We start from the raw sequence: 22411 nt of genomic DNA, 5'->3' as shown, positions 1-22411 counted from the left end.
CCGCCTCAGGTGCCCTGGTCGGACTCCAGGCTGCCCAGGGTGAGCCCGGCGGCGTCGGCGGCCGCCTCCCGGTCGGCGCGCATCCGCTCCTCCCGGGTCACCAGGTTGGCGTACTCGGTCAGCTCCGCCGGCCCCGGCACCTCCGGCAGCCGGCGCAGAAAGGCCTCGAGGTCCTGGGCGGCGGCGGTGTGCGCGGCGGCGGCACGGCGCAGCAGGTCACGGTCGTCCGCGGCGGGAGAAACGTCGGTCATGGGGCCCTGATACCCGTCGCTACGCCGTTCGCACCCCGTTCGCGTCGGCGACCGGAGCCAGCACGGCCGACCGGCGCACGCCGAACTCCGGATTCGCCACCAACCAGGCCAGGTACGCCGGGTGCGGGGCCAGCGAGTCGTCGTAGGCGGCCTTCGCCGTCTGCAGTACCCACTCGGCGGCCCGCGCCGCGGGGGAGTCGGGATGCCAGCCGAACATCAACCGCCAGCGCAGCGGCACCCCGGCCAGTCGGCGGGTGACCAGGCCGGCGGGTGGCCGGAAGGTGGCCTGGCAGAGTGCCACCGCCTCGCCCGCGTCCACCAGGTCCACGCAGCCGCGCACATCCGTCTCGTAGAGCTTGCGGGGCGTGAAGCCGGCGCGGGCGCACGCGGCCGCGAAGCAGTCGCCGAAGCAGCCGTCGCCCGGCGCCGCCACCCACTGTTCGTGCCGCAGGTCCACCAGCCGCACCTCCTCCCGCTCGGCCAGCGGATGCGACTCCGGCAAGAGCACCAGCACCGGGTCGACCGACACCTCCCGCCAGCTGAGCCCGCACTCGGCCGACGGGCTGGAGTCGCCGCAGACGCCGGTCAGCACGAAATCCAGCCGACCGCCGACGACCAGCTGCGCCAGCTCGTCCACCGACCAGGACGCGTACGTGGTGATCTGCGCCTGAGGCTGCGCGGCCGCGACCCGGTGCACGAGCCGGCCGAGGAATGGGCTGTTCACCCCGCCGAACCGGTACCGCCGGGGCGCGTCCGTCGCCCCCGCGAGACGGGCGGCCTCGTCCTGCAACCCCTTCATCGCGGGCAGCAGCACCCGGGCCCGAGCGAGCACGAGCTCGCCGAGCGCGGTCGGCCGGGCGCCGCGACGGTCCCGCTCGAAGAGTGGGCCGCCCAGTGTGCGTTCGATCCGTTGGAGCTGGGCGGTGAGCGCCGGCTGGGCCAGGCCGAGCGTCGACGCCGCTTTGGTCACGCTTCCCGTCTCGGCGATCGCGCACACCACCCGAAGGTGTCGCAGCTCCAGATTCATACCGTGACGGTATGACCCCGCTCCGGTTCTCCGGAAGAGCCGGATGGATCGGCGATTATGGATGAAGGTCGGCGGTCAGCCGCGCGGCTGCTCCGGAAGGTCGGCGAGGTAGGTGGGCCTGCCGCTGACCACGTCGCGGACCTTGTCCACCACGCCCAGCGCCGGCTCGACCACCCGGTTCCACGGCGGAGTGGCCGGGGTGTCCGGGTGCGGCCGGGTCGGCGCGGCCTCCTCGGCGATCTCCAGGCGGTTGCCGAGCCGGATCAACTCCTCCTCGGTCGCCACCGCGCGTAGCTCCACGACCAGCGCGCCCACCTCCTCGACGTGGCGGCGGACCCGCTCGGCGACGTCGTTGAGGTCGTCCTCGGCGAGCGTGCGCAGCGCGCCCAGCAGCGCGGCGTCCGCGTCGAGGATCCGGTCCACCCGATCGGCCGATTCGGGCACCGCCGACCGCACCGCCGGCAGCAGGTACTGCTCCTCGGCGGAGAGGTGCCGGGAGAGCGCGGCGGTCAGCACCGCCAGCTGCTCGTCGGCGGTGGGGTCCGGCCCGGTCAGCCGCGCCACGAGCTCCAGCAGCTGCCGGTGCTCCTGCCCGACGATGTCGGCGACGCTGCGACCACCGGGCCGGTAGCCCTCGTCGGGGGCGGGTGGCAGCGGAGGCAGGGGAACGGTCATCGTGCTCTCCTCGTCTGGCCGGGGGTGCGGATCGGGGACGTGCGGTCGCGGGCGGCGGTACCCGGGGCGGCGGATCGCGAAACCGCGCCCACCGCCGACCCGCCGCGGGAGACGGTGGCGCACGACCGCCGACCCGGCCGCGGCGAGTCGATCGGACGCCGCGGCTGGTATGAAGAAGCGATGACGAGCGACGCCACCTCCGCCCGACCCGCCCTCACCGACGAGGTCGTCGACCTCTGCCGTGACCTGCTCCGGATCGACACCTCCAACACCGGTGACAACGACACCAGCGCGGGCGAGCGCGCCGCCGCCGAGTACGTGGCGGAGAAGCTCGCCGAGGTCGGCGTCGAATCCCAGCTCCACGAGTCCGCCCCCGGCCGGGCCAACCTCGTCGCCCGGATCCCCGGCACCGACCCCGGCCGCGGCGCGCTGCTGGTGCACGGCCACCTGGACGTGGTGCCGGCCGACGCCGACGAGTGGTCGGTGCACCCGTTCTCCGGTGAGATCCGCGACGGCTACCTGTGGGGTCGCGGCGCGATCGACATGAAGGACTTCGACGCGATGGTGCTCGCCGTCGTGCGGCACTGGCAGCGCACCGGCGTACGCCCCACCCGCGACATCGTGCTCGCGTACACCGCCGACGAGGAGGCCGGCGGTGACTACGGAGCGCACTTCCTCACCCGCCACCACCGGGACATCTTCGACGGCTGCACCGAGGCGATCGGCGAGGTCGGCGGCTTCTCCTACTCCGTCGACGACGCCCGGCGGCTCTACCTCATCGAGACCGCCGAGAAGGGCGTGGACTGGCTGCGGCTGCACGCCAAGGGCCGCCCGGGGCACGGCTCGATGGTCCACGACGACAACGCCGTCACCGCCCTCGCCGAGGCCGTCGCCCGCATCGGCCGGCACCGCTTCCCGGTGGTGGTCACCCCGACCGTACGGGCCTTCCTCGAAGAGGTCTCCGAGCTGCTCGGCATCGAGCTGGACCCGGAGGACCCGGAGGCCGCGATCGCCAAGCTGGGGCCGATCGCCAACATCATCGGCGCCACGATCCGCAACACCGCCAACCCCACCCGCCTGACCGCCGGCTACAAGGACAACGTCATCCCCGGCCGGGCCACCGCCACCATCGACTGCCGCAGCCTGCCCGGCCAGTCGGAGCTGCTCGAGGAGCAGCTCCGCGCGCTTATCGGGCCGGACATCGCCATCGAGTACATCCAGCGCCAGCCGGCCATCGAGACCACCTTCGACGGTGACCTGGTCGACGCGATGTCCGCCGCGCTGCGCGCCGAGGACCCGGGCGCGCACCCGGTGCCGTACATGCTCTCCGGCGGCACCGACGCGAAGGCCTTCGCCCAACTCGGCATCCGCTGCTTCGGTTTCGCCCCGCTGCGACTGCCGGCCGACCTGAACTTCTCCGCGTTGTTCCATGGCATTGACGAGCGGGTTCCGGTGGACGGGCTACAGTTCGGCGTGCGGGTTCTCGACCGGTTCCTGCGTACCTGCTGACCCGCCTCCGGTTGCTGCGCCCGCGCGGCACCTCCCATCGTGAAGGGAACACCTCGCATGACCGACCAGCACGGTGAGCTGGACGCTGCTCTCGAGCGGGTGATCGACGCGGCCCGTCGCCACCTGTCCGCGGTACGCGCCGCCGACGGCCGCATCGACGACGACGACGTCTGGCAGGCGTACGTCGCTTTGAACAACGCCTCCCACGCCTACGACGAGCGCCTCCTGGACGCCTTCGGCGAAGTCACCCCGTGGGACGTCGAGGCGATCGACCCGGACGAGGCCGACGAGCGTTTCGCCGGCGGCGCCGAGGCGATCGAGGCCACCGACCCGCACCCGCGGGTGATCTCGGTACGCCAGCGTCGCGACTACCGGGTGCCCAGCGTCTCCGCGCTGATGCGGGTCGCCGAGGTGGCCCGCCGGGACAGCACCCCGGAGGACGACGAGCCGGCGCCGGTCGAGGGGGTCGGCGAGGCGGTGCTGGAGCTGCTGCAGAGCGGCGACGGCTCGCTCAGCGCGCTGGACATCCCCGAGCTGGAACCGCTCGACGGGGTGGTGATGGTCAGCGAGGTCGGCACCCCGGTCGACCTGGAGTCGTTCGAGGACGACGACGCGGTCGGCCCGTTCCAGCCGGCCGCCGACGACCGGCTGATCGGCCGTCTCGACGAGCACCCGTTCCTCGAGCTCGACGACGAGCACGACCACGTCCACTAGGCGATGCCGCCCCGGGGTCCGGCCGTACGGCACGGGCCCCGGGGCGTACGCCTGGCGGTTCGTTCAGTACGAGAGGCCCGGCTGCGGCTGGTTGACCCGGCGGCGACGCAGCATCACCTGCCGCGTGCCGTCCCGGAACAGCCGCACCCGGGCCAGCTCCCATCCGGAGAACTCCGCCTGGATCGCCAGCTGCGCCGCGGCGGTCAGCCGGTCGACGTTCGATGGCAACCGCAGCGGCGCGTATTCGTAGTCCATGTTCCCTATGCTGCCCAGGCCGGCGGTGGTTTGCCACCCCCGGCGGGGTGATCGACACCGCTGCCGCGGGCGCTTCGTGCCCACAGGTGGCACCCTGGCCGGTTCGCCGCCTCAGCTGTCGCGCTCGGGGTAGCCGACCGGCACCGCCGAGACATCCTCCAACGCGGTGATGATCTCTTCCGGCAGCGTCATCCGCTCCACCTGAAGCGCCCCGAGCAGCTGGCCCACCGTGCGGGCGCCGAGGATGGGAGCCGTCACGCCGGGCCGGTCCCGCACCCAGGCCAGCGCCACCTCCAGCGGCGAGACGCCCAGCCCGCCGGCCGCGGTGGCCACCGCCTCCACGATGCTCGAGCAGCGCGGCTCCAGGTAGGTGGCGACGAAACGCTCGAAGTGCGGCGAGGCGGCCCGGGAGTCGGCCGGGCGGCCGTGCCGGTACTTGCCGGTCAACACCCCCCGCCCCAGCGGAGACCAGGGCAGCACCCCCAGGCCGAGCGCGTCGCAGGCGGGCAGCACCTCCCGCTCCACGCCCCGCTCCAGCAGCGAGTACTCCACCTGGGCGGCCACCACCGGCGACCGCCCCGGCCAGGCCGCCTGCCAGGCCGCCGCGCGGGCGGTCTGCCAGCCGGAGAAGTTCGACACGCCGACGTACCGGACCCGGCCGCTGGCCACAGCGTGGTCGAGCGCGGCCAGGGTCTCCTCCAGCGGGGTGTCCGGGTCGTAGCCGTGCACCTGAAACAGGTCGACGTGATCGGTGCCGAGGCGGCGCAGCGAGGCGTCGAGCGTACGCAGCAGATGGCCCCGGGAGTTGTCGCGGCGGCGGCCGTTACCCGGTCGCAGTCCCGCCTTCGTGGCGATCAGCAGCTCGTCGCGGGGCACCAGGGCGCCGAGCAGCGACCCGATCACCGACTCGGCGTCGCCGTCGCCGTAGACGTCGGCTGTGTCGATCAGGTTGCCGCCCGCGTCGAGGTAACTCTTCAGCTGGGCGGCCGCATCGTCGGCATCGGTGTCCCGACCCCAGGTCATGGTGCCGAGCGCGAGCCGCGAAACCGCCAGCCCGCTTCGGCCGAGCGGTCGCTGTTGCATGGGTGAACCTTATTTCGAACACGGCGCAACCGATATCCTCGCTCCCGTCATGTCTCCCGGGTTCTGCCGGTGTTCCTGCCGCTGTCGCGCCCGAATCCGCCCACTCCATCGCCGTTTCGGTGAGCCGGTGATCCAGTCGTTCACCGGCATTGCGTAACCTGATGCGACCTGTGGAGCCGATGGGGGAGGACCATTGCGACTCGGGCTCAGCCTGGGATACCAGACGGCGTGGAGCACACCGGCCGATCACCTGGCCCTCGCCCAGGAGGCGGACCGGCTCGGTTACTCGGTGGTGTGGGCGGCGGAGGCGTACGGCTCCGACTCGCCCAGCATGCTGGCCTGGATCGCCGGGCAGACCGAACGGATCGACCTGGGCAGCGCGGTGATGCAGATCCCCGCCCGCACACCCGCCGCCACCGCGATGACAGCGGCGACCATCGACACTCTCTCCGGGGGCCGGTTCCGGCTGGGTCTCGGGGTGTCCGGGCCGCAGGTCTCCGAGGGCTGGCACGGTGTCCGCTTCGGCAAGCCCCTCGCCCGCACCCGCGAGTTCGTGGACATCGTCAAGCTCGCCGTGGCGCGCAAGGAGGTCGCCTACGACGGCGAGCACTACACCCTGCCGCTGCCCGACGGCCCCGGCAAGGCGCTGCGGTTGAGCTTCCATCCGCCCCGCGACCACATACCGATCTACCTGGCCGCCGTCGGCCCGAAGAACCTCGAACTCGCCGGTGAGATCGCCGACGGCTGGCTCGCCGTCTTCTACGCCCCCGAGTTCGCGCAGGAGCAGCTCGCCGCCGTACGCGCCGGCCGGGAGCGGGCCGGCAAGGAGCTGGCCGGCTTCGACGTGGTGCCGTCCGTGCCGGTGGTCGTCGGCGACGACGTCGCCGCCTGCGCCGAACTGGTCCGCTGGTATGCGGCGCTCTACGTCGGCGGCATGGGCAGCCGCAAGCAGAACTTCTACAACCAGTTGGCCACCCGGATGGGCTACGGTGACGCCGCCCGCGAGGTGCAGGACCTCTACCTGGGCAAGCAGCATCGGGACGCCGCCGCCGCGGTGCCGCTGGAGTTCATCGACCGTACGTCGCTGCTCGGGCCGAAGGAACGCATCGCCGACCGGTTGCGGGAGTACGCGGCCGCCGGTGTGACCACGCTGTCGGTCACGCTCTTCGTGGCGGATCGGGAGAGCGGTGTGCAGACCCTTCGTACCGTCGCCGAGGCGCTCGAGCTTGCTGGAGTTGGCGAGTGACCTGGGTTGAGGCCATCGTCCTGGGCCTGGTCCAGGGGCTCACGGAATTCCTGCCGGTCAGCTCGTCGGGGCACCTACGGATCACCTCCGAGCTCTTCTTCGGGCGGGACGCCGGCGCGTCGTTCACCGCGGTGACCCAGCTGGGCACCGAAGCGGCCGTGCTGATCTACTTCGCGAAGGACATCTGGCGGATCACCCGTACCTGGGTCGTCGGAATCTGGGACAAGTCCGTGCGCTCCAGCCTGGACTACCGGATGGCCTGGTACGTGATCGTCGGTACGATCCCCATCGGCATCTTCGGCTTCCTGTTCAAGGACCAGATCCGCACCGCCGGCCGCAACCTCTGGCTGGTGGCCACCACGCTGATCGTCTTCGCCTTCGTGCTCGCCTTCGCCGAGTACTGGGGCCGCCAGACCCGCTCCCTGGAGAACTTCCGGATGCGCGACGGCGTCGTCATGGGCTTCGCCCAGGCCATGGCGCTGATCCCGGGAGTGTCCCGGTCCGGCGGTACGCTCACCGCCGGCCTGCTGCTCAACCTCACCCGGGAGACGGCGGCCCGCTACTCGTTCCTGCTGGCCATTCCGGCGGTGGTGCTCTCCGGTGTGTTCAGCCTCGGGGACGTGTTCGAGCCGGCGGCGCCCGGCACGGCAGCCCCGACCGTCGCCATGCTGGTCGTGGCGACGATCATCGCCTTCGGCGTCGGGTACGCGGCGATCGCCTGGCTGCTGCGCTACGTCGCCCACCACACCCTTTACGTCTTCGTGCTCTACCGGGTGGCGCTGGGCACGCTGGTCCTCGCGCTGCTGATGACCGGCGCCATCAGCGCCACCTGACCGCCGACCCGTTACGCCGACGGCCGGCACCCCGCCCTGGGGTGCCGGCCGTCGTGCTGTTGCGCTGCCGACCGCTTGCTCTGCACTCCGTCTTGCTCTGCACCCTCATACGCGCCGCGGCGCGCTGCTTGGGCTTCCGTTTTGTGGGGCGGATACGCCGCTGGCCGGCGCCCGTGTGGGGTGCCGGCCAGCGGTTGGTCGTGCTGTTTGGTTGTCAGCTGTTCCAGTACTGGGCCACGAGGTCGGCGGCCTGCTGCTCCCACTGGGCGTAGGCGTCGGGGTAGGCGGAGACCTGGACGGTCTGGGCGGCGTCGGTCAGCGGCATGTCCTGCCAGCCGTCGACCTGCTTGAGGCCCTTGAGGAACGCGGTGGTGGAGTACTGCGGGTCGGTGATCTGCTCCGGGGTGCCCCAACCCGAGGTCGGGCGCTGCTGGAACAGGCCCAGCGAGTCGTGGTCGTTGGCGTCACCGAGGTGACCCAGGTTGTGCAGCTTCGACTCCTGCAGGCTGGTGGCGATGGAGATGACCGCGGCCCGCTCGTTCATGTCCGACTTCTTCGTGGCGGCGATGATCGCCTTCACGTTGGCGGTCTGCTCGTCGTCGAGGTTGATGCGGGACTGGGTGCCGTGGGTGCCGTTGGGCATGGGCATCAGCTTGCCCTTGTCCACACCCGGCTTGTCAGCCTGCACGACAGCGACGGGCTTGGCATCCACCGCCGGGGTGGCGGCGTGGGCGGCGACGGGGCCGCCGATGACACCACCGGCGAACGCGAGACCAGCGATACCGAGAACGCTCTTACGCATGATCGTGTTCATGTCAAAGCTCCTTCGGGGGTGATGACCCACACCCGGGGGGGGTGTGCAGGTCAGCGCCACGCTCGGGCGCTTCACAGGAAGGGGGAAAAGTTTGTGGTCGGTCGGCGCCTGCGCGAACCGGGGGTGTTCGCGGGGCCGGGCCGGTGTCCCGGGGTGAGGGGGCTTCACCGCGCCGGGACGGTGTTCAACGGTCGACGGCCCGCCACCATTCCCGGCGACCCACACCCTCAGAACCGGGCCACACGCCGAGCGGCGGGCCTGCTACCTCGGCCGTCGCAGGTGTTCAACGCCCCCGACCCCGCCACGATTCCACCCCCAGGGTGCCACCGGTCACACCCCACACCCGCCCAAACCACCCACCAACCCACAGCCACACCCCGACCCGGCCTCCCACAAACCGAACAACCGACCCCGGTTCACCCCCGACGACCGATGATCCACACGCGCTCCATGAAGTCGCGGCATCCACCCACCCCGGACACCCCGACCTCACGGAAACCGAGTCGATCAACCGCGAACGCGTACGACGGAGGCGCGACGTCGCCCCGGAGACTCCCCGGCCACCGGCGAGACCCGCCCAAGGTCCACTCGAGGTCCATGAAGTCGCCGCATCCACGCACGCCGGACACCCCGACATCACGGAAGCCGAGTCGATCACCCGCCCCACGACGGTGACCGAACCAGACACCGCACCCCGGGACTCCCCCATGCCCAGGAACCTCCCGCGCCCGGCCAAACCTCGACGAAGGTCCGTCAAGATCAATGGAGTCTCGGCATCCACCCACCCTGGACACCCGGACCTCACGGAAACCGAGTCGATCGCCCGCCCCACGACGGTGACGGAGCACGACACCGCACCCGCGGGACCCCCACCCAGCGACCCCCACCCAAGGTCCACTCGACCTCCATGAAGTCGCCGCATCCACCCACCCCGGACACCCCGACCTCAAGGGAGCCGAGTCGATCATCCGGGTGGGCGGCGCGGGGTCGAGTCGGCCGGCGGGCATGAGCTGGCGCCCGCCGGAGGAGTCCGACGGGCGCCAGCTTCAATTCATGCCCGGGCTTCGCCCGGACGGTCCTGCATCAGTGCGACCCCATGAAGCGCTGACGGCGGCGCCACGCGAAGGTCAGGAGCAGGAGCACCGCACCGGCGCCGACCAGGCCACCACCGACCTTCATCGGGGTGCCGAGGCTGTCACCCGTGACGGGCAGCGGCGGCGGCTGGACGGGGTCGTCCACCCGCAGCTGGGTGGTGGCGACGCGACGGGAGTCGGCACCCGTCGCGGTGAAGGTCAGCAGACCGGTCACCGACGGCTTGTAGTTCCGGGTGAACTTGCCGTTCCCGTCCGTGTACGCGCTGAAGGTCAGCGGCGCGGCGGCCTGGTAGGCGACCGGCGCCATCGCGACGGTGGTGCCGTCGCTGCGGCGGGCCGGCGCCTGGTTCGCGGCGGGGGCCGCGAGCGGCCTCACCGTGACGACGATGTTCACCGTCTCCGTGGCACCGAAGCCCAGTCCGGTGAGCAGGACCGTCTGACCGAGGTTGATGGCCGGTCGGTTGACGGTCAGCGTCGGCTGCGGCGTGTACGGCGGTGGCTGCGGTGGGTCGGTGGTGACGCCTGGCGCCGGCGGCTGCGGCTGTGCCGCCCCCGCTGCCGTCGGCACGGTCACCACGGCCAGACCGACCGTGAGTGCCATGATGATGCGGGATAGCCGCATGGTTGGTTCCCTCCTACTGGTCACAGCTTGGTGCGGTATCTACTTGGGTGGTCCATGGGGTGGCCATGGGCGTGAGCCACAGCTCGGCCTCGCCGGTCGCGGTCTTCTTTCCGGTCAGGACGGTGACCTCCAACGTCCGACTCGTACCGGGCCGGACGTCGACGCTCGCCGTCGCGGCCTGGCGACTGCGTTCGGTGCCGCTGCCGACCGCCGTCTCGGCACCGTCGAGCCGGGCGTCGAGCACCGCCCCACCCGTTGGTGTGAAGATCGAGACAAGCGTGCGGACCGTGTACGGGTCACCCGCCATGCCGAGGCCGAGAACCGACTCACTGAGACCGGTTTTCGGCGCCGTGGACTGGAGCGTGACCCGCAGTCGGAGCTCGCGGCGCCCGTCGGATCGGCATTCGCCGACCGTCAGGGTGGCCGCCGGCCGCAGGTAGTAGCCGAGCTTCGCGCCGCTGCCGTCGTTGAGGAACACGCCGACCGTCGGCACGGTGTCCTGTTCCGGAAGGGCGCCGGCCAGCCGGCTGTCGCCGAACTGTCGTTGCTCCTCCGGGCGGGCACTCCAGAACAATATCCGGCGTTCCGTGACAGCACGGTCAAATGCGGACAACAACGCCTTCGGGTCCACATTCTTCGTGAAGAAGGCGTCGAACACCGCAGCCGCCGCCGCCGAGAAGAAGCCGTCCTGTTTCTCCGGTTCGAGACGCTGGTACGACTCGTTGAGCAGCGTCCGCACCACCGTGTCGGAGGCGAGCGGCACCCCGCCCGGGACCATCACCGGCCCGGTCGCCTTGAGCAGGTAGGAGAGCACGACGGGGTCCACGGCGAGCACCCCGTCGACCTTCGTACCGGTCTTGCGGCGGAACATCTCGCCGTAGAGGGCCGCGGCGGTCGGGAAGTGCGGCGTCAGGTTCACGTCCGCCGGATACATGCCCGGCAGATCGGCCCAGAGCGCGTGGACCTCCTTCGGCACGGGCAGCGGCGGGTTGAACCGCCCCAGCGAGGAGCTGCTGCCCTGCCGTCCCATCTGGACCCGGCCGTTCTTCGCCTCGATCACGGCGTACGCGCCGAACATGCCGCCGGTGGCGCGCAGCTCGGCCGGGTTCTGCGAGACCAGCAGGTAGCGTCGCGAACCGTCGGCGCCGAGCAGCGTCGGCAGCAGGCGCGCGCCCTGGTCGGCCGCCGCGGTCATCGTGGCCAGACGGTCGATCTCGTCCCGCAGGTCGGTGAGGGCCTGACGCACCTGGCTGACCAGGCCGCCGGCGGAGACCTCGGCCAGGTCCTGCCGGGTCTGCTGGATCGTCTGGTTGACGGCGGTGAGGTCGGCGGAGACGGCACGCAGCCGACCGACGTCCAGCCGCCCCTCGTTCGGAACCAGGTTGGCGAGGTCGACGCGGAGCAGGGCCGGAAAGGCCTTCCGGGCCAGATCGTCGACGCCCACCGCGATCTGCCGGACCGCGCCGAGGTCGTCGCCCGCGAACGGCGTGTGCCGGCCGAGCGCCCACCCGGGGTCACCGGTCGCCGACCGGGCCGCGCCGGCCTGCTCCTGGAGAGCGGCGAGAGTGCGCTGGGCACGTTCGGCGTCGCCGCCGACGACCTGGGCGCTGAGCTCCCGCGCCAGTCCGGCGGCGTTGAGCAGGTGGGCCCGCGCCTGCCAGCCACGGAAGCCGACCCAGCCGCCGGTCAGCAGCAGCAGGGATCCGGCCACGAGTGCGGCGAGCAGTGCCCGGCGCAGGCGGGCTCGCCTGCGCCGGCGGGACCGGCTGCGCCGTCGCCGCGGTCGTTCGCTCTCCGTCACTCCACACTCCCCGTTGCCGGAATCGGACAGAAGTCCCATTACTCCGCTGTTCTTAACACCCGTCGCACACGAATCGTGACGTTTCGACGGATCTTCATCGATAGGCGAGGTTCGTTCGGGTGACTCAGGCTGTCGCGCGGTTCCGCGCCACCTCACGCAGCAGCCGCTCCATCCGGTCCACGCCGGCCGGCAACGACATCTCGCGCAGGTACGCCTCGCGCCCCCGCCGCCCCATGTCGACCCGGGCGGACGGCGGGATCGTGGCGGCCAGCCAGAAGCGGTCGGCGAGGCTCGCCCAGTCCTCGGGCTGGCAGGAGAGCCCGGCCCGCGTCCGCTCCACCAGCTCGGCGGTGTCCCCACCTGCGGAGACGACCACGGGCGCGGCGCAGGAGAGCGCGGCCTGCAGCTTGCCGGGGACGGTGCCGCGCAGCTCGGGCAGGTCGCGCAGCATGACCAACTGGTAGTCCGCCGCGGCGTAGAGGTCCGGCATGTCCAGCGGCGAACGCCGCTCGACGAACCGGACGTTCTCCGCCCGCAGCTCCGCGGCGAGCCCCCGCACCCGCGGTTCGTCCGCGCCGGAGCCGACCAGGACCAGGTCCATGGAGCGGTCCAGCTCCGCCGCGGCCCGTACCGCGGTCTCCAGCCCCTGCCGGGCGCCGATCGTGCCGGCGTGCATCACCACGCAGCGCCCGTCGCGGCGCACCAGCCGGTTGGCCTCCGCACTCGGGCGCGCCGGCTGGAAGATCCGCTCGTCGGTCCAGTTGAGCACCACCGAGACCCGCTCCGGGTCGGCGCCCGCGGCGACCACGAGGTCCCGCATCGACGGCGCGACCACGGCGATCCGGTCCGCGGCGCGGAAGGCCCGGGTCATCGCGGCGGTGAGCCGGGCCGTCCACCGCCCGTCACCCCCCGCGGCGTCCTCCGGCCAGACGTCCTGTACGTGCAGCACCGTGGGTACCCGACCGATCAGTCGGGACACGCTGACGGCCGCGAAGCTGGTGGCGGGGAGCTGGAAGACGTAGAGCACGTCGATGCCGGCGAGGAAGCGCCGAGCCACCAGCGCCGCGCTACCGGCGAAGGTGAGGTAGCTCGCCATCCGGGCGCCGGTGGAGGGTTCCCCGGTGGCTACGTACTTCGGCACCCGGCGTACGGAGAGCCGATCGTCGCGGGTCCGGTGCCGCCATCGCTGCCGCCAGCCCGGGTACACCTGCCCGCCCGGGTAGTCCGGGAAGCCGGTCAGGACGCGCACCTCGTGCCCCCGGGCCGCCAGCTCCTCGGCGAGGCTGCCGGGGATGAAGGCCGGCTCCGGCGGGAAGTGGTACGACAGGATCCCGATCTTCATCCGCTCGTCACCGCCCTCCGGTTCCTCCGCCCCGGCGCGGCAGCAGGACCGGCGGCCACGGGACGCGCGTACGATTCGGGCAACCCCTCCGCGTCCGGCAGCGACCGCCGGCGCTGTCCCGTCGTGGTCCCACCGGCTGCGGCGGTACCGACGAGAGGGGTTCTGATGACCGACCGGGTGCTCTTCGTCTGCCACGCCAACCTGTGCCGCTCCCCGATGGCCGAGTACCTGGCCCGCAAGGTGCTGGCCGGACGACCGGTGACCGTGCAGAGCGTGGGTACGGACGCGGTGGCGGGTCTGCCGATGCACCCGTACGCCGCCGACCTCGCGGCGGAGACCGGTGCGGATCCGACGGACTTCCGCAGCCGGCGGCTGAACGCCGAGCACCTGGCCGACGCCACGCTGGTGCTCACGGCGACGCGACGCCAGCGCTCGGTCTGCACGGCGTTGGCGCCGTCGGCGCTGCACCGGACGTTCACGCTGCGCCAGTTCGGCAGACTCGCCGCCGCGGCGGAGCCGCCCGAGGACCCGGCCGGCGACCCCCTGCGCGCCGCCGTCCAGGCCGCCGCCCTGGCGCGGGGGCGGCTGCAACCCGCCGCCCCCGGCACTGACGACCTTCGGGACCCGATCGGCGGCACCGCCGCCGACTTCCGCCGTTGCGCCGAGGAGATCGAACGGTCCATACGACCCCTCGCCGCGCTCATCGTGGCAGCCGGGTGAGTTCCTGTGTGTGATCGCTGACGGCGTTCGGCTCACCGCTGTCGCTGTGTCGCGCGGTCTTGGGCCGCTCGGCGGGCGCCTCGGCCAACTCCGTCGTGGCGACCACCCGGTACGCCTCGTACTGGTACGCCTCGGCCTTCGGCATCTTGGCCATGTTGAGCACGCAGCCGAGGAGCCGCACCGAGACGGCGTGCAGCGCGCGGGACGCGGCGGCGACCTGAGTTCGCGAGGTCCGCCCCTGCTGGCTCACCAGCAGGGCGCCGTCCGCCTGGACCGCCACGACGACGCCGTCGGTCACCGCGAGCAGCGGCGCGGTGTCGATGATGACGATGTCCGCGGACTCGCGGAGGGCGAGCAGCAGGTCCGCCATCGCCTTCGAGCCGAGCAGCTCGCTCGGGTTGGGCGGGGCGGAGCCGCTCGGCAGCACCAGCAGCGACTTGTCGCCCCAGCGCTGCACGACGTCGCCCACCTGGACGTCGCCGACGAGCACGTCGGTGAGACCGACGCCGGCGTCGATGCCCAGGTAGTCGTCGACCTTGGGTCGGCGCAGGTCGGCGTCGACGAGCAGGACCCGCCAGCCCGCCTCGGCCAGGGCGATCGCCAGGTTGCAGGAGAGAGTCGTCTTCCCCTCTCCCTGGAGCGCGCTGGTGACGGCGATGACCCGGGCCGGCTCGTGCACGTCGACGAAGCGCAGGTTGGTACGCAGCTTGCGGATCGCCTCGGCGCGGGACGAGTTGGCCGCTTCGCCGACGATCAGCGGTGCGGACCTGGCGCCGGTCTCGAACGGGATCTCACCGAGCAGCGGGCTGCCGGTGGTCCGCTGGAGGCCGGCCGCGTCGCGCAGCCGCACGTCCGCCACGCCGCGCAGGATGGCCAGGCCGACCCCGAGCACCAGGCCGATGAGCCCGCCGAGGGTCAGGTTGCGCACCGGCTGCGGCGACACGGGGCTGGAGCTGACCCGGGGACCGCTCACGATCTCGATCTTGATGGGGGCCTTGCCCTCCGGCGGCGTCTCGACCGTCTGCACGAGTTCGACGAACTTGGCCGCGAGCGTCTCGGTCACCTTCAGCGCCCGGGCCTGGTCGGTGTCGGTCACCGCCGCCCGCAGCAGGACGGTGCCGGCCTCGGTCGAGGTGCTGACGCTCCGCTGCACCTCCTCGGCGGTCCGGCCCACGGGGTTCTCGGCCACCACGGTCTGCGCGAGCCGGTCGCTGGTCAGCAGGTCCGCGTAGGACTTGACGCGCTGCTGGAGGAAGAGGCCACCCTGGTAGGCGTCGGTGACTCCCTGGTTGGGCGTGGTGACGAAGAAGGTCACCGAGGCTTCGTACCGGGGCTGGGCCCGGACGGTGAGGAACGCACTGGCGCCCAGGGCCACCATCACGGTGACCAGCGCGACCCACCAGTGCCGACGCACGTGGCGAAGTTGGCGGAGCAGGTCCATCAGGTGCGCCTCCGTACCGGACCGGTATCGCCAAAGAACTTCACGAAAACCCCCAAGGTCGTCCGTAACTCGTGAAACCATTAAAGCGGCTCATGCGGCTTATGTCCGGAGTTATGTGTTTTCTGTGACGAGCCGTGTGCCCGAATTACCAACCCGGGAAAGACCCATTCGGCATCGGGCGCGCTGGTGGAAAAGTCGGTGACCGCCCGACAGCGGCTGCGGGACGACCCGCATCGCCCCTCCGGCGCCGCTGGGTGACGAATCCGCGACGGGGGTCGTCGGGGCCTCCGCACCTCCTGGCCGGAGCGACACCCGGACGAACTTCCAGGCAGGCGGACGCCGCGACACGCGACGCCTGTCGGCCGTCACGACAGCGCGGAGCGGATGAGAGACCGGAGCCGCCCGGCTGCTCGGCCTCATCTCGATCGATCTCGCCGCAGGCGGCGACAGATCGCGAGAATGGTCGTGCACCGCGGTCGACCGGCGTCGGGACGGCGTTCTTTCACTCCCCGGAGAGTCCCGCCAGGCCGCCAACCCCCGGGGGATCACGGCAATCGCGCAAGGCGCCCGAAATCACCGCGCCGCACGACGTGCCGAAGTCGACTCGCCTCAGGGAAAGTCGGGGCGTCCCCGACTTCGATGAACTCGAAAACGATCAAGCTGCGGGTACGGCTCAGCGGCGCCGCTCGGTCCCGTGCTCGTCGTCGGTCTCCTCGTAGAGGGCCTCGGCGGCCGGCTCCGTGAGATCGTCGCCCGGGACCGCCACCTGTTCGACCCGGTCCTGCTCGTCCTGCTGCCCGCGCGGCGGCGGTTCGGGCGCGGTGGGGTCGCCGGCGAAGCCGTACTCGTTGGGCTCGTCGTGCCTGCTCATCCGGTCACCCTCCCGATTTCTCCCGCTTCGCCTCTACCGCCAACCGTAAGTGGTGATCGTTGCTCCCGCAGCGAGGCGGGGATTGTCGGCGGGGCCACGGGCCGGCGACGTTGAGCGAGGCCCACACCAGCTGGCGCAGCACGATGATGATCGCGGCCGCGGCCAGGGCGGTCCAGCTACGGCCGGTGGCGAGCCGCAGCAATCCGGCGGCGGTCAGCAGGTCCAGCAGCACCCGTACCGCCAGCAGCGCCCGACCGGTTCCGACCAGCACGACCGCCGCGCAGAGCAGCGCCAGCCCGGTCACCACGCCGACCAGCAGCGTCGTCACGCGCTCCGCTCCCCATCGCTCACCTGCTGCTTCTCCTTGCGGATCTCCCGCCCGAGGAAGTAGTTGAGCAGGGTCCGAATGGTGGCGATCGCGGCCAGCTGACCGACCTGTTCGAAGGTCGGCGACACCGCCGTACGCAGAATGTCCGCGGCGAGCTGGAACTCCAGGCCGAGCGTGAGGAACCGGCCGAGGCTGAGCCGGATCGGGGTGAAGATGGCGGCGGTGCGGTGCCGTAGCCCCTCGACCACGAACCGCACCGCCGCGAGGACCGCCCCGACGAAGATGATCAGAGCGCCCGCCACCTCCACCACGCCGACCAGGACCTCGTCGGCGTGGCGCAGGAACCCCTCCACGTCCATCCCGGGCCGTTACCCGGCCATGGCAGGGGTAGTCGGTCCTCAGGTCAGCTCGGCGACGGCCTCGAGGATGAGCCAGAGGCCGGAGATCGCGAAGAGCGCGGCCGCACCGTACTGGATGGCCTTCTCGGGAAGCCGACGACCGAGCATCCGCCCGACCAGGATCGCCAGCGCGTCGGCGACGACCATGCCGATCGTGGAGCCGATCCACGTACCGACCCAGCCGTGCTGGGTCGCCAGGGTGATGGTGGCGAGCATCGTCTTGTCCCCCAGCTCGGCGAGGAAGAACGCCACGCCGACCGTCAGGATCGCCGACTTGGTCGCCTTCTCCGCCTTACGCCGCTCCTCCTCGGTCAGGGAGTCGCCCCGCAGGGTCCAGGCGGCGAAGCCGAGGAACGCGACACCGGCGATCAGCGAGATCCAGTCCGTCGGCAGCACCGAACCGAGGCCGACGCCGATGGCCACCGACGCGAGGTGCACCACCGCGGTGGCGACCGTGATGCCGATCAGCACCGGCACCGGCTTGTATCGCGTGGCGAACGCCAGCGCCATCAGCTGGCTCTTGTCCCCCAACTCGGCGACGAAGATGACGCCGAAGCTGATGACCAGCGCGGCGAGAAATCCCTCCATGACATCCTTCCCGATCATGCCGGGAGGAGGTACAGGGGTGCCCTCGACCCGGCTGTCACAGCCTGAGTCGAAGGTCTCGCCCGCCCCACCGGAAGCAGGGCCGCCTGGCCGGATGCGCGAGGCACCAGTATGTCGACCACGACGTTGGGGGCTACTCCCCTTCGCGGGACCGAGCTTAACCGACCGGCGCTGCCGCCTGCGGCACGGGTCATCGCGTCCGGTCGAAACGCCCTGGCCCGGTCGGGCGATCGCCGACCACTGCTGCGGACGACCGAGCCGCGCCGGCCGACGGCGATCGCCGCGCCGCGCCGCGCGGGCGGATCACACCGCTCGGGCCAGCGTGACGCCGAAGAGCCCGTCCGGGTCGGTCCAGAACGCCCGACCGGCGAACTCCGCGGCGTCGAGCTCCGCCGCCACACCCTCCGGACGGAACTTCGCCGAGATCTCGGTACGCAGCTCCTCTCCGGCGGCGAACGCCACCTCCAGGTCGAGGCCGGGGATCCGCACCCGCATCGGCCGGTCCGCGCGCAACCGCATCTCGATCCACTCGCACGCCGCGTCCCAGCGCGCCACGTGGGTGAACGCGGCAGGGTCGAAGTCCGCCCCGAGCTCACGGTTGATCACCCGCAGCACGTTGCGGTTGAACTCGGCGGTCAGTCCGGCGGCGTCGTCGTACGCGGGAACGATGATCGACGGGTCCTTGACCAGGTCCGTGCCGAGCAGGAGCCAGTCGCCGGCCTCCAGGGCGGCCCGCATCGCGCTTAGAAACGCCGCCCGCTCGTCGGGGAGCAGGTTGCCGATCGTGCCGCCGAGAAACAGCACGAGTCGCCGCCCACCGGTGGGCAGTCGGTCCAGGTGCCGGGTGAAGTCCCCGACGATGCCGCGTACCCGCAGGCCCGGATAGTCGGCGGCGATCCGTGCGGTCGAGGCGCGCAAGGCGCTGGCCGAGACGTCCAACGCGACGAAGGTGCCCAGCCCGCCCCGGTCGGTGAGGGCGTCCAGCAGGAGCCGGGTCTTCTCCGACGAGCCGGATCCCAGCTCGATGAGCGTCTTGGCGCCGGTCAAAGCCGCGACGGCCGACGCCCGGCGCGCCAGCACGGCACGCTCGGCCCGGGTCGGGTAGTACTCGGGCAGCCGGGTGATCCCCTCGAAGAGCTCGCTGCCCCGGGCGTCGTAGAACCACTTCGGCGGCAGCCACTTCGCGTCGGCGGTGAGCCCGAGGCGGACGTCCTCACGCAGCCCCCGTGCCAGGTCCTGCTCCTCGAGGTGGATCTCCAGCGGCTCGGCGCTCATCTGACGGCACTTCCCTTCCCATGGATGGACCTTGCACAGGCACCGGGGGCGTGCTCAGGTGAGCGGGCGCAGCCGCACCCGGCCGGGGACGGCGCTCACCAGTTGACCGTCGGGCAGTTCGCGCCAGCCGGGCTCCTCGTCGTGCGGCTCGGAGGCGAGCAGCACCGCGTCCGGGCTCTCGCGCACCGACAGCGCGTGCCCGAGGACGCTGGCGACCACGGCACGGCCATCGGTGAGCAGCACGTTGAGTCGGGATCCGGGGGCGGCCTCGGCGACCGCTCGCACCGTCGCGGCCACCGCGTCGGCCGCGTCCGCGCCACCGCGCAACCGGTGCCGTACCAACGCCCAGAGCAGCGCCGAGTCGGTGGTGGCGTCCAGGGTGAGCAGGTCGCGTACGGGCAGCTCGGCGGCGAGCGGCACGACCGTGTCCGGCCAGCCCCGGATCACACCGTTGTGGCTGAACAGCCAGCGCCCCTCGGAGAACGGCGCGGCCGCGTCGTCGAGCACCGCCATGCCGACGGTGGCGGAGCGGACGGCGGCCAGCACCGCGCCGGCCGAGGTCACTTCGGCCAGCTGCGCGATCGTCGGGTCACTCCAGATCGGCTGGGCCCGCCGGTAACGCACCGGCGCACCGTCACCGGGGTACCAGCCGATCCCGAAGCCGTCGGCGTTGATGGTGCCCCCGCCCCGCATGTCGCGCGGCGCCCACGCCTGGCGGACCAGGGAGAACGGCGGCTCGAACAGCAACCGCGCGAGGGTGACCGGCGGCCCGAGATAGACGAGGTGTCGGCACATCAGGCGGCTCCGCCACGGGCCTCGGCCGGGCCCGTACCCACGGCCGGGCCCGTACCCACGGCCGGGCCGGTACCCGCAGTCGGAGCCGGGCCCACCGCCGACCGCTCCGGCGAGGCCGGCCGAGGCCGTCGGAGCCCCGTCACGACCGCGACTCCTCCGGCCGAGCGTCCCGGGCGCAGCGGAACCCGCTGAAGATCTGCCGGCGGATCGGGAGGTCCCAGTTGCGGAAGGTCCCCCGGCACGCCACCCGGTCGGTACCGAACGAGCCGCCGCGCAGCACCCGGTAGTCGTCGCCGAAGAACACCTCGGAGTATTCCCGGTACGGGAAGGCGGTGAACCCCGGATGCCCTCGGAAGTTGGTGGACGTCCACTCCCAGACGTCCCCGATCAGCTGGTGCACGCCGAGCGGTGACGCCCCGTCCGGATACGCACCGACCGGGGCGGGCCACAGGTGCCGCTGGCCGAGGTTGGCGTGCGCGGCGGCCGGGTCGTCGTCGCCCCACGGGTACCGGCGGGAGCGTCCGGTCGCCGGGTCCCACCGGGCGGCCTTCTCCCACTCCGCCTCGGTGGGCAGGCGCTTTCCCGCCCAGCTCGCGTACGCCTGCGCCTCGTACCAGCAGACGTGCACCACCGGCTCGTCGTCACGCACCGGCGCCCACCGCCCGAACCGCCGGTAGGCCCAGCCGTCGCCGTCACGACGCCAGTGCAGCGGTGCGGAAAGCCCGGCCGCCATCCGGTGCGCCCAGCCGGCGCTGCTCCACCAGCGCGAATCGTCGTACCCCCCGGCGGCGACGAACCGCTGGTACTGGCCGTTGGTCACCGGGGCCGCGTCGATGACGTACGCGGGCAGCTCCACCGGGTGGGCCGGGCGCTCGTTGTCCAGCGCCCACGGGTCGGTGTCGGTGCCCATGGTGAACGGGCCCGCCGGGATCAGCACCTCACCGCCGACCGGTGCCCGCGGTTCGGGCGGCGGCGGCGCGTGCAGCACGGCCGGGCCGGCGCGCAGCTGATGGGTGGCGAGCATCGTCTCGTCGTGCTGCTGCTCGTGCTGCACGATCATCCCGAACGCGAAGCCCTCGGCCACCAGCCGCCCGTGCGTGAACCGAACCCCGTCGAGCAGGTCGTAGACCTTGTTCCGGACGGTCGACACGTAGGCCCGGGCCTCGGCCGGAGGCAGCAGCGGCAGGGACGGGCGGTCCTTGCGCGGCTGCTTGAACGCGTCGTAGAGGTCGTCGATGTCCTGCCGCACGGGTGGCCGGCCACCCACGTCGCGGACCAGCCACAACTCCTCCTGGTTGCCGACGTGCGCGAGGTCCCAGACCAGCGGGGACATCAGCGGCGAGTGCTGCCGCATCAGGTCGGCGTCGTCGACCACCTCGGTCAGCAGCGCGGTACGGGCCCGGGTGCGGTCCAGCTCGGCCGCGATGCGGGCCCGCAGCTGCTCCGTTCCGAGCCGGTCGATGCTCGTGTCGGTCACCGGTCTCCTCCCTCCGCGGCGGCTCGTCGCCGTCGTACGCCTCGGTGGATCTCGTCGGTCAGCTCGGCCGGCAGGTCGAGCCGGGGCAGCGCCGCGAGGGCCAGGTCGAGCAGGTGCGCCGCGGCGGTGGCGAGCGCCCGGTCGGCGAGTCCGGCGCGGGCCGCGTCGTGCCACCGGTGCGCCACCGGCGCGCTGACCAGGTATGCGGCGTGCAGGGTCGCCGGATCGGCGAAGAGGGCCGCCAGCACCGCCAGCGGGATCATCCAGTCCCGGCCCGGCTGCGCGTCGAGGTAGCGCAGTTCGAGGTAGCCGCGCGGTCGTACCGGCGGGAAGAGGGTGCTCACGTGGTAGTCGAGGTCGTCGGTGGTCGGCGGCCTCGGTAGCGCACCAGCGAGCCAGTCGGCGAAGGTGACGTCGGGCGGGGGTGTCCAGTCGGGCCCGGCGGTGCGCAGGCACAGCAGCGGCGCGGCGAGCACGTAGCGGGTCCACGCCGTCACCGGGTCGTCGTCGGGTCTTGCCGGGGACCAGACCGGGCCGGTGCGGGCCGGGTCGGTCGAGAGCCAGGCCGCCATGCGGAAGGAGGCCCAGCCGGTGCCGCGCCCGGCGTGTCGATCGGCCGTGGCGAAGGCCGCGACCAGCGGCGGCCCGACGGCGTGCGCCACGGCCCAGCGCAGCGGCACCTGCTCGGGTTCACCCGCGTCGAGGCAGACCTGCAGGCCGGCGGTGCAGTACATCATCGTGCGGCCGGCTGCGCCGCCGCGGTCGAACACCCGGCGCATCGCCCGGTAGCGGGGCGTCTCCAGGACGGGCTGCGGCTGCCGGTAGGGGTCGATGCCGGTGCCGCCGAGGGTCAGCCCGGCGCGTTCCAGCAGGCCGGTCACCTGCGCGATGTCGGTCTCGGTGGCGCGGATGAGCGCGCCGATCGAGGTGTGCGGCGGAGTCGAGAGCTCCACCTGGCCGCCCGGTTCGAGGCTGACCGCGCTGCCGCGCCGCAGCGGCTGCGCCGGGCTCGCCTCGTCGAGCGTCACCGGGCTGTGCCGCCCCAGCGCCGCCCGCAGCCGTGCGGGGTCGACCGGGCGGGCGGGGTCGGCGACGTCGTGCACGGTCCATTCCAGCTCCACGCCGGTGCGGACCGGCGGGCCGGTCTTGAAGCAGATGCGGGCGAGGTGACGGGCGGCCGCCCCGGACTCGTGCAGGATCGCTCCGCGATCGAGCTCGGGTGGCGTCGTCATCG

The 22411-nt window shown here is 72.3% G+C and carries 23 protein-coding genes; 5 read left to right on the top strand and 18 right to left on the bottom strand.

Features of this window, described 5'->3' with window-relative positions; all coding sequences use genetic code 11:
- Positions 1-5: 5 nt before the first annotated feature.
- The 3 genes from D7147_RS26235 to D7147_RS26225 form a co-directional block, all read right to left on the bottom strand.
- Entirely contained in the window at positions 6-251 is a 246-nt protein-coding gene (locus tag D7147_RS26235) for a hypothetical protein (RefSeq protein ID WP_120682279.1), read from the bottom strand.
- A 19-nt stretch (positions 252-270) separates the two neighbouring features.
- Entirely contained in the window at positions 271-1278 is a 1008-nt protein-coding gene (locus D7147_RS26230; RefSeq protein ID WP_120682277.1) for a LysR family transcriptional regulator, read from the bottom strand.
- Between the two features lie 75 nt (positions 1279-1353).
- Entirely contained in the window at positions 1354-1953 is a 600-nt protein-coding gene (locus D7147_RS26225) for a hemerythrin domain-containing protein (RefSeq protein WP_120682275.1), read from the bottom strand.
- A 180-nt stretch (positions 1954-2133) separates the two neighbouring features.
- Between D7147_RS26225 and D7147_RS26220 the strand changes: the two genes are divergently transcribed.
- Positions 2134-3462 carry a M20/M25/M40 family metallo-hydrolase gene (locus D7147_RS26220; protein WP_120682458.1) on the top strand — a complete coding sequence of 443 codons (1329 nt, stop codon included), beginning with the start codon at positions 2134-2136 and terminating at the stop codon, positions 3460-3462.
- Positions 3463-3519: 57 nt separating this feature from the next.
- Complete coding sequence (locus tag D7147_RS26215) at positions 3520-4176, top strand: hypothetical protein (RefSeq protein ID WP_120682273.1); 657 nt, start codon at positions 3520-3522, stop codon at positions 4174-4176.
- A 63-nt stretch (positions 4177-4239) separates the two neighbouring features.
- Here D7147_RS26215 and D7147_RS26210 read toward each other — a convergent pair whose 3' ends face one another.
- Entirely contained in the window at positions 4240-4431 is a 192-nt protein-coding gene (locus D7147_RS26210) for a DUF5703 family protein (protein ID WP_120682271.1), read from the bottom strand.
- A 111-nt stretch (positions 4432-4542) separates the two neighbouring features.
- On the bottom strand, positions 4543-5514 hold the full coding sequence (locus D7147_RS26205; protein ID WP_120682269.1) for an aldo/keto reductase: 972 nt from the start codon (positions 5512-5514) through the stop codon (positions 4543-4545).
- 193 nt (positions 5515-5707) lie between these two features.
- On the opposite strand from D7147_RS26205, the gene D7147_RS26200 reads away from it, so the two are divergent.
- Positions 5708-6760 (top strand): LLM class F420-dependent oxidoreductase, encoded by a 1053-nt coding sequence (locus tag D7147_RS26200; RefSeq protein ID WP_120682267.1) that lies wholly within the window; start codon positions 5708-5710, stop codon positions 6758-6760.
- Positions 6757-7593, top strand: coding sequence for an undecaprenyl-diphosphate phosphatase (locus tag D7147_RS26195; protein ID WP_120682265.1), 837 nt, complete (start codon positions 6757-6759; stop codon positions 7591-7593). Before D7147_RS26200 ends, D7147_RS26195 begins: the two co-directional genes overlap by 4 nt.
- Before the next feature lie 214 nt (positions 7594-7807).
- Here the strand turns inward: D7147_RS26195 and D7147_RS26190 are convergent, their stop codons facing one another.
- From D7147_RS26190 to D7147_RS26170, 4 genes are all read right to left on the bottom strand, one after another.
- Positions 7808-8407 (bottom strand): hypothetical protein, encoded by a 600-nt coding sequence (locus D7147_RS26190; RefSeq protein ID WP_120682263.1) that lies wholly within the window; start codon positions 8405-8407, stop codon positions 7808-7810.
- Between the two features lie 1083 nt (positions 8408-9490).
- A complete protein-coding gene (locus tag D7147_RS26180) occupies positions 9491-10123 on the bottom strand; it encodes a hypothetical protein (RefSeq protein ID WP_120682259.1) in 633 nt (210 codons plus the stop codon).
- A 13-nt stretch (positions 10124-10136) separates the two neighbouring features.
- Positions 10137-11924 (bottom strand): DUF4012 domain-containing protein, encoded by a 1788-nt coding sequence (locus D7147_RS26175; RefSeq protein WP_233563471.1) that lies wholly within the window; start codon positions 11922-11924, stop codon positions 10137-10139.
- A gap of 124 nt (positions 11925-12048) precedes the next feature.
- Positions 12049-13266, bottom strand: a complete 1218-nt coding sequence (locus D7147_RS26170) for a glycosyltransferase family 4 protein (RefSeq protein WP_120682255.1) — start codon at positions 13264-13266, stop codon at positions 12049-12051.
- A gap of 165 nt (positions 13267-13431) precedes the next feature.
- On the opposite strand from D7147_RS26170, the gene D7147_RS26165 reads away from it, so the two are divergent.
- Positions 13432-13986 carry an arsenate reductase/protein-tyrosine-phosphatase family protein gene (locus tag D7147_RS26165; protein WP_120682253.1) on the top strand — a complete coding sequence of 185 codons (555 nt, stop codon included), beginning with the start codon at positions 13432-13434 and terminating at the stop codon, positions 13984-13986.
- Here D7147_RS26165 and D7147_RS26160 read toward each other — a convergent pair.
- The 9 genes from D7147_RS26160 to egtA all read right to left on the bottom strand — a co-directional run bounded on the left by D7147_RS26160 (position 13967) and on the right by egtA (position 22409).
- Entirely contained in the window at positions 13967-15427 is a 1461-nt protein-coding gene (locus D7147_RS26160) for a polysaccharide biosynthesis tyrosine autokinase (protein WP_120682251.1), read from the bottom strand. The genes D7147_RS26165 and D7147_RS26160 overlap by 20 nt on opposite strands.
- A gap of 673 nt (positions 15428-16100) precedes the next feature.
- Positions 16101-16298 (bottom strand): hypothetical protein, encoded by a 198-nt coding sequence (locus tag D7147_RS26155; protein WP_120682249.1) that lies wholly within the window; start codon positions 16296-16298, stop codon positions 16101-16103.
- Positions 16299-16302: 4 nt separating this feature from the next.
- On the bottom strand, positions 16303-16626 hold the full coding sequence (locus tag D7147_RS26150; RefSeq protein WP_199716852.1) for a hypothetical protein: 324 nt from the start codon (positions 16624-16626) through the stop codon (positions 16303-16305).
- Entirely contained in the window at positions 16623-16985 is a 363-nt protein-coding gene (locus D7147_RS26145; protein ID WP_120682247.1) for a DUF1622 domain-containing protein, read from the bottom strand. Before D7147_RS26145 ends, D7147_RS26150 begins: the two co-directional genes overlap by 4 nt.
- A gap of 39 nt (positions 16986-17024) precedes the next feature.
- Positions 17025-17612 carry a TMEM165/GDT1 family protein gene (locus D7147_RS26140; protein ID WP_120682245.1) on the bottom strand — a complete coding sequence of 196 codons (588 nt, stop codon included), beginning with the start codon at positions 17610-17612 and terminating at the stop codon, positions 17025-17027.
- Positions 17613-17933: 321 nt separating this feature from the next.
- Positions 17934-18905 carry an L-histidine N(alpha)-methyltransferase gene (egtD, locus tag D7147_RS26135; protein ID WP_120682243.1) on the bottom strand — a complete coding sequence of 324 codons (972 nt, stop codon included), beginning with the start codon at positions 18903-18905 and terminating at the stop codon, positions 17934-17936.
- Between the two features lie 54 nt (positions 18906-18959).
- Complete coding sequence (egtC, locus tag D7147_RS26130) at positions 18960-19700, bottom strand: ergothioneine biosynthesis protein EgtC (RefSeq protein WP_120682241.1); 741 nt, start codon at positions 19698-19700, stop codon at positions 18960-18962.
- Between the two features lie 139 nt (positions 19701-19839).
- Positions 19840-21177 (bottom strand): ergothioneine biosynthesis protein EgtB, encoded by a 1338-nt coding sequence (gene egtB, locus D7147_RS26125; protein WP_120682239.1) that lies wholly within the window; start codon positions 21175-21177, stop codon positions 19840-19842.
- Positions 21174-22409 (bottom strand): ergothioneine biosynthesis glutamate--cysteine ligase EgtA, encoded by a 1236-nt coding sequence (gene egtA / locus D7147_RS26120; protein WP_120682237.1) that lies wholly within the window; start codon positions 22407-22409, stop codon positions 21174-21176. The genes egtB and egtA overlap by 4 nt, the downstream gene beginning before the upstream one ends.
- Positions 22410-22411: the final 2 nt, after the last annotated feature.

The sequence above is a fragment of the Micromonospora musae genome (genome assembly GCF_003626545.1).
Lineage (GTDB): Bacteria > Actinomycetota > Actinomycetes > Mycobacteriales > Micromonosporaceae > Micromonospora > Micromonospora musae.
The sequence above is the reverse complement of the archived record's forward strand: the minus strand, read 5'-3'. Positions and strand labels throughout refer to the sequence as shown.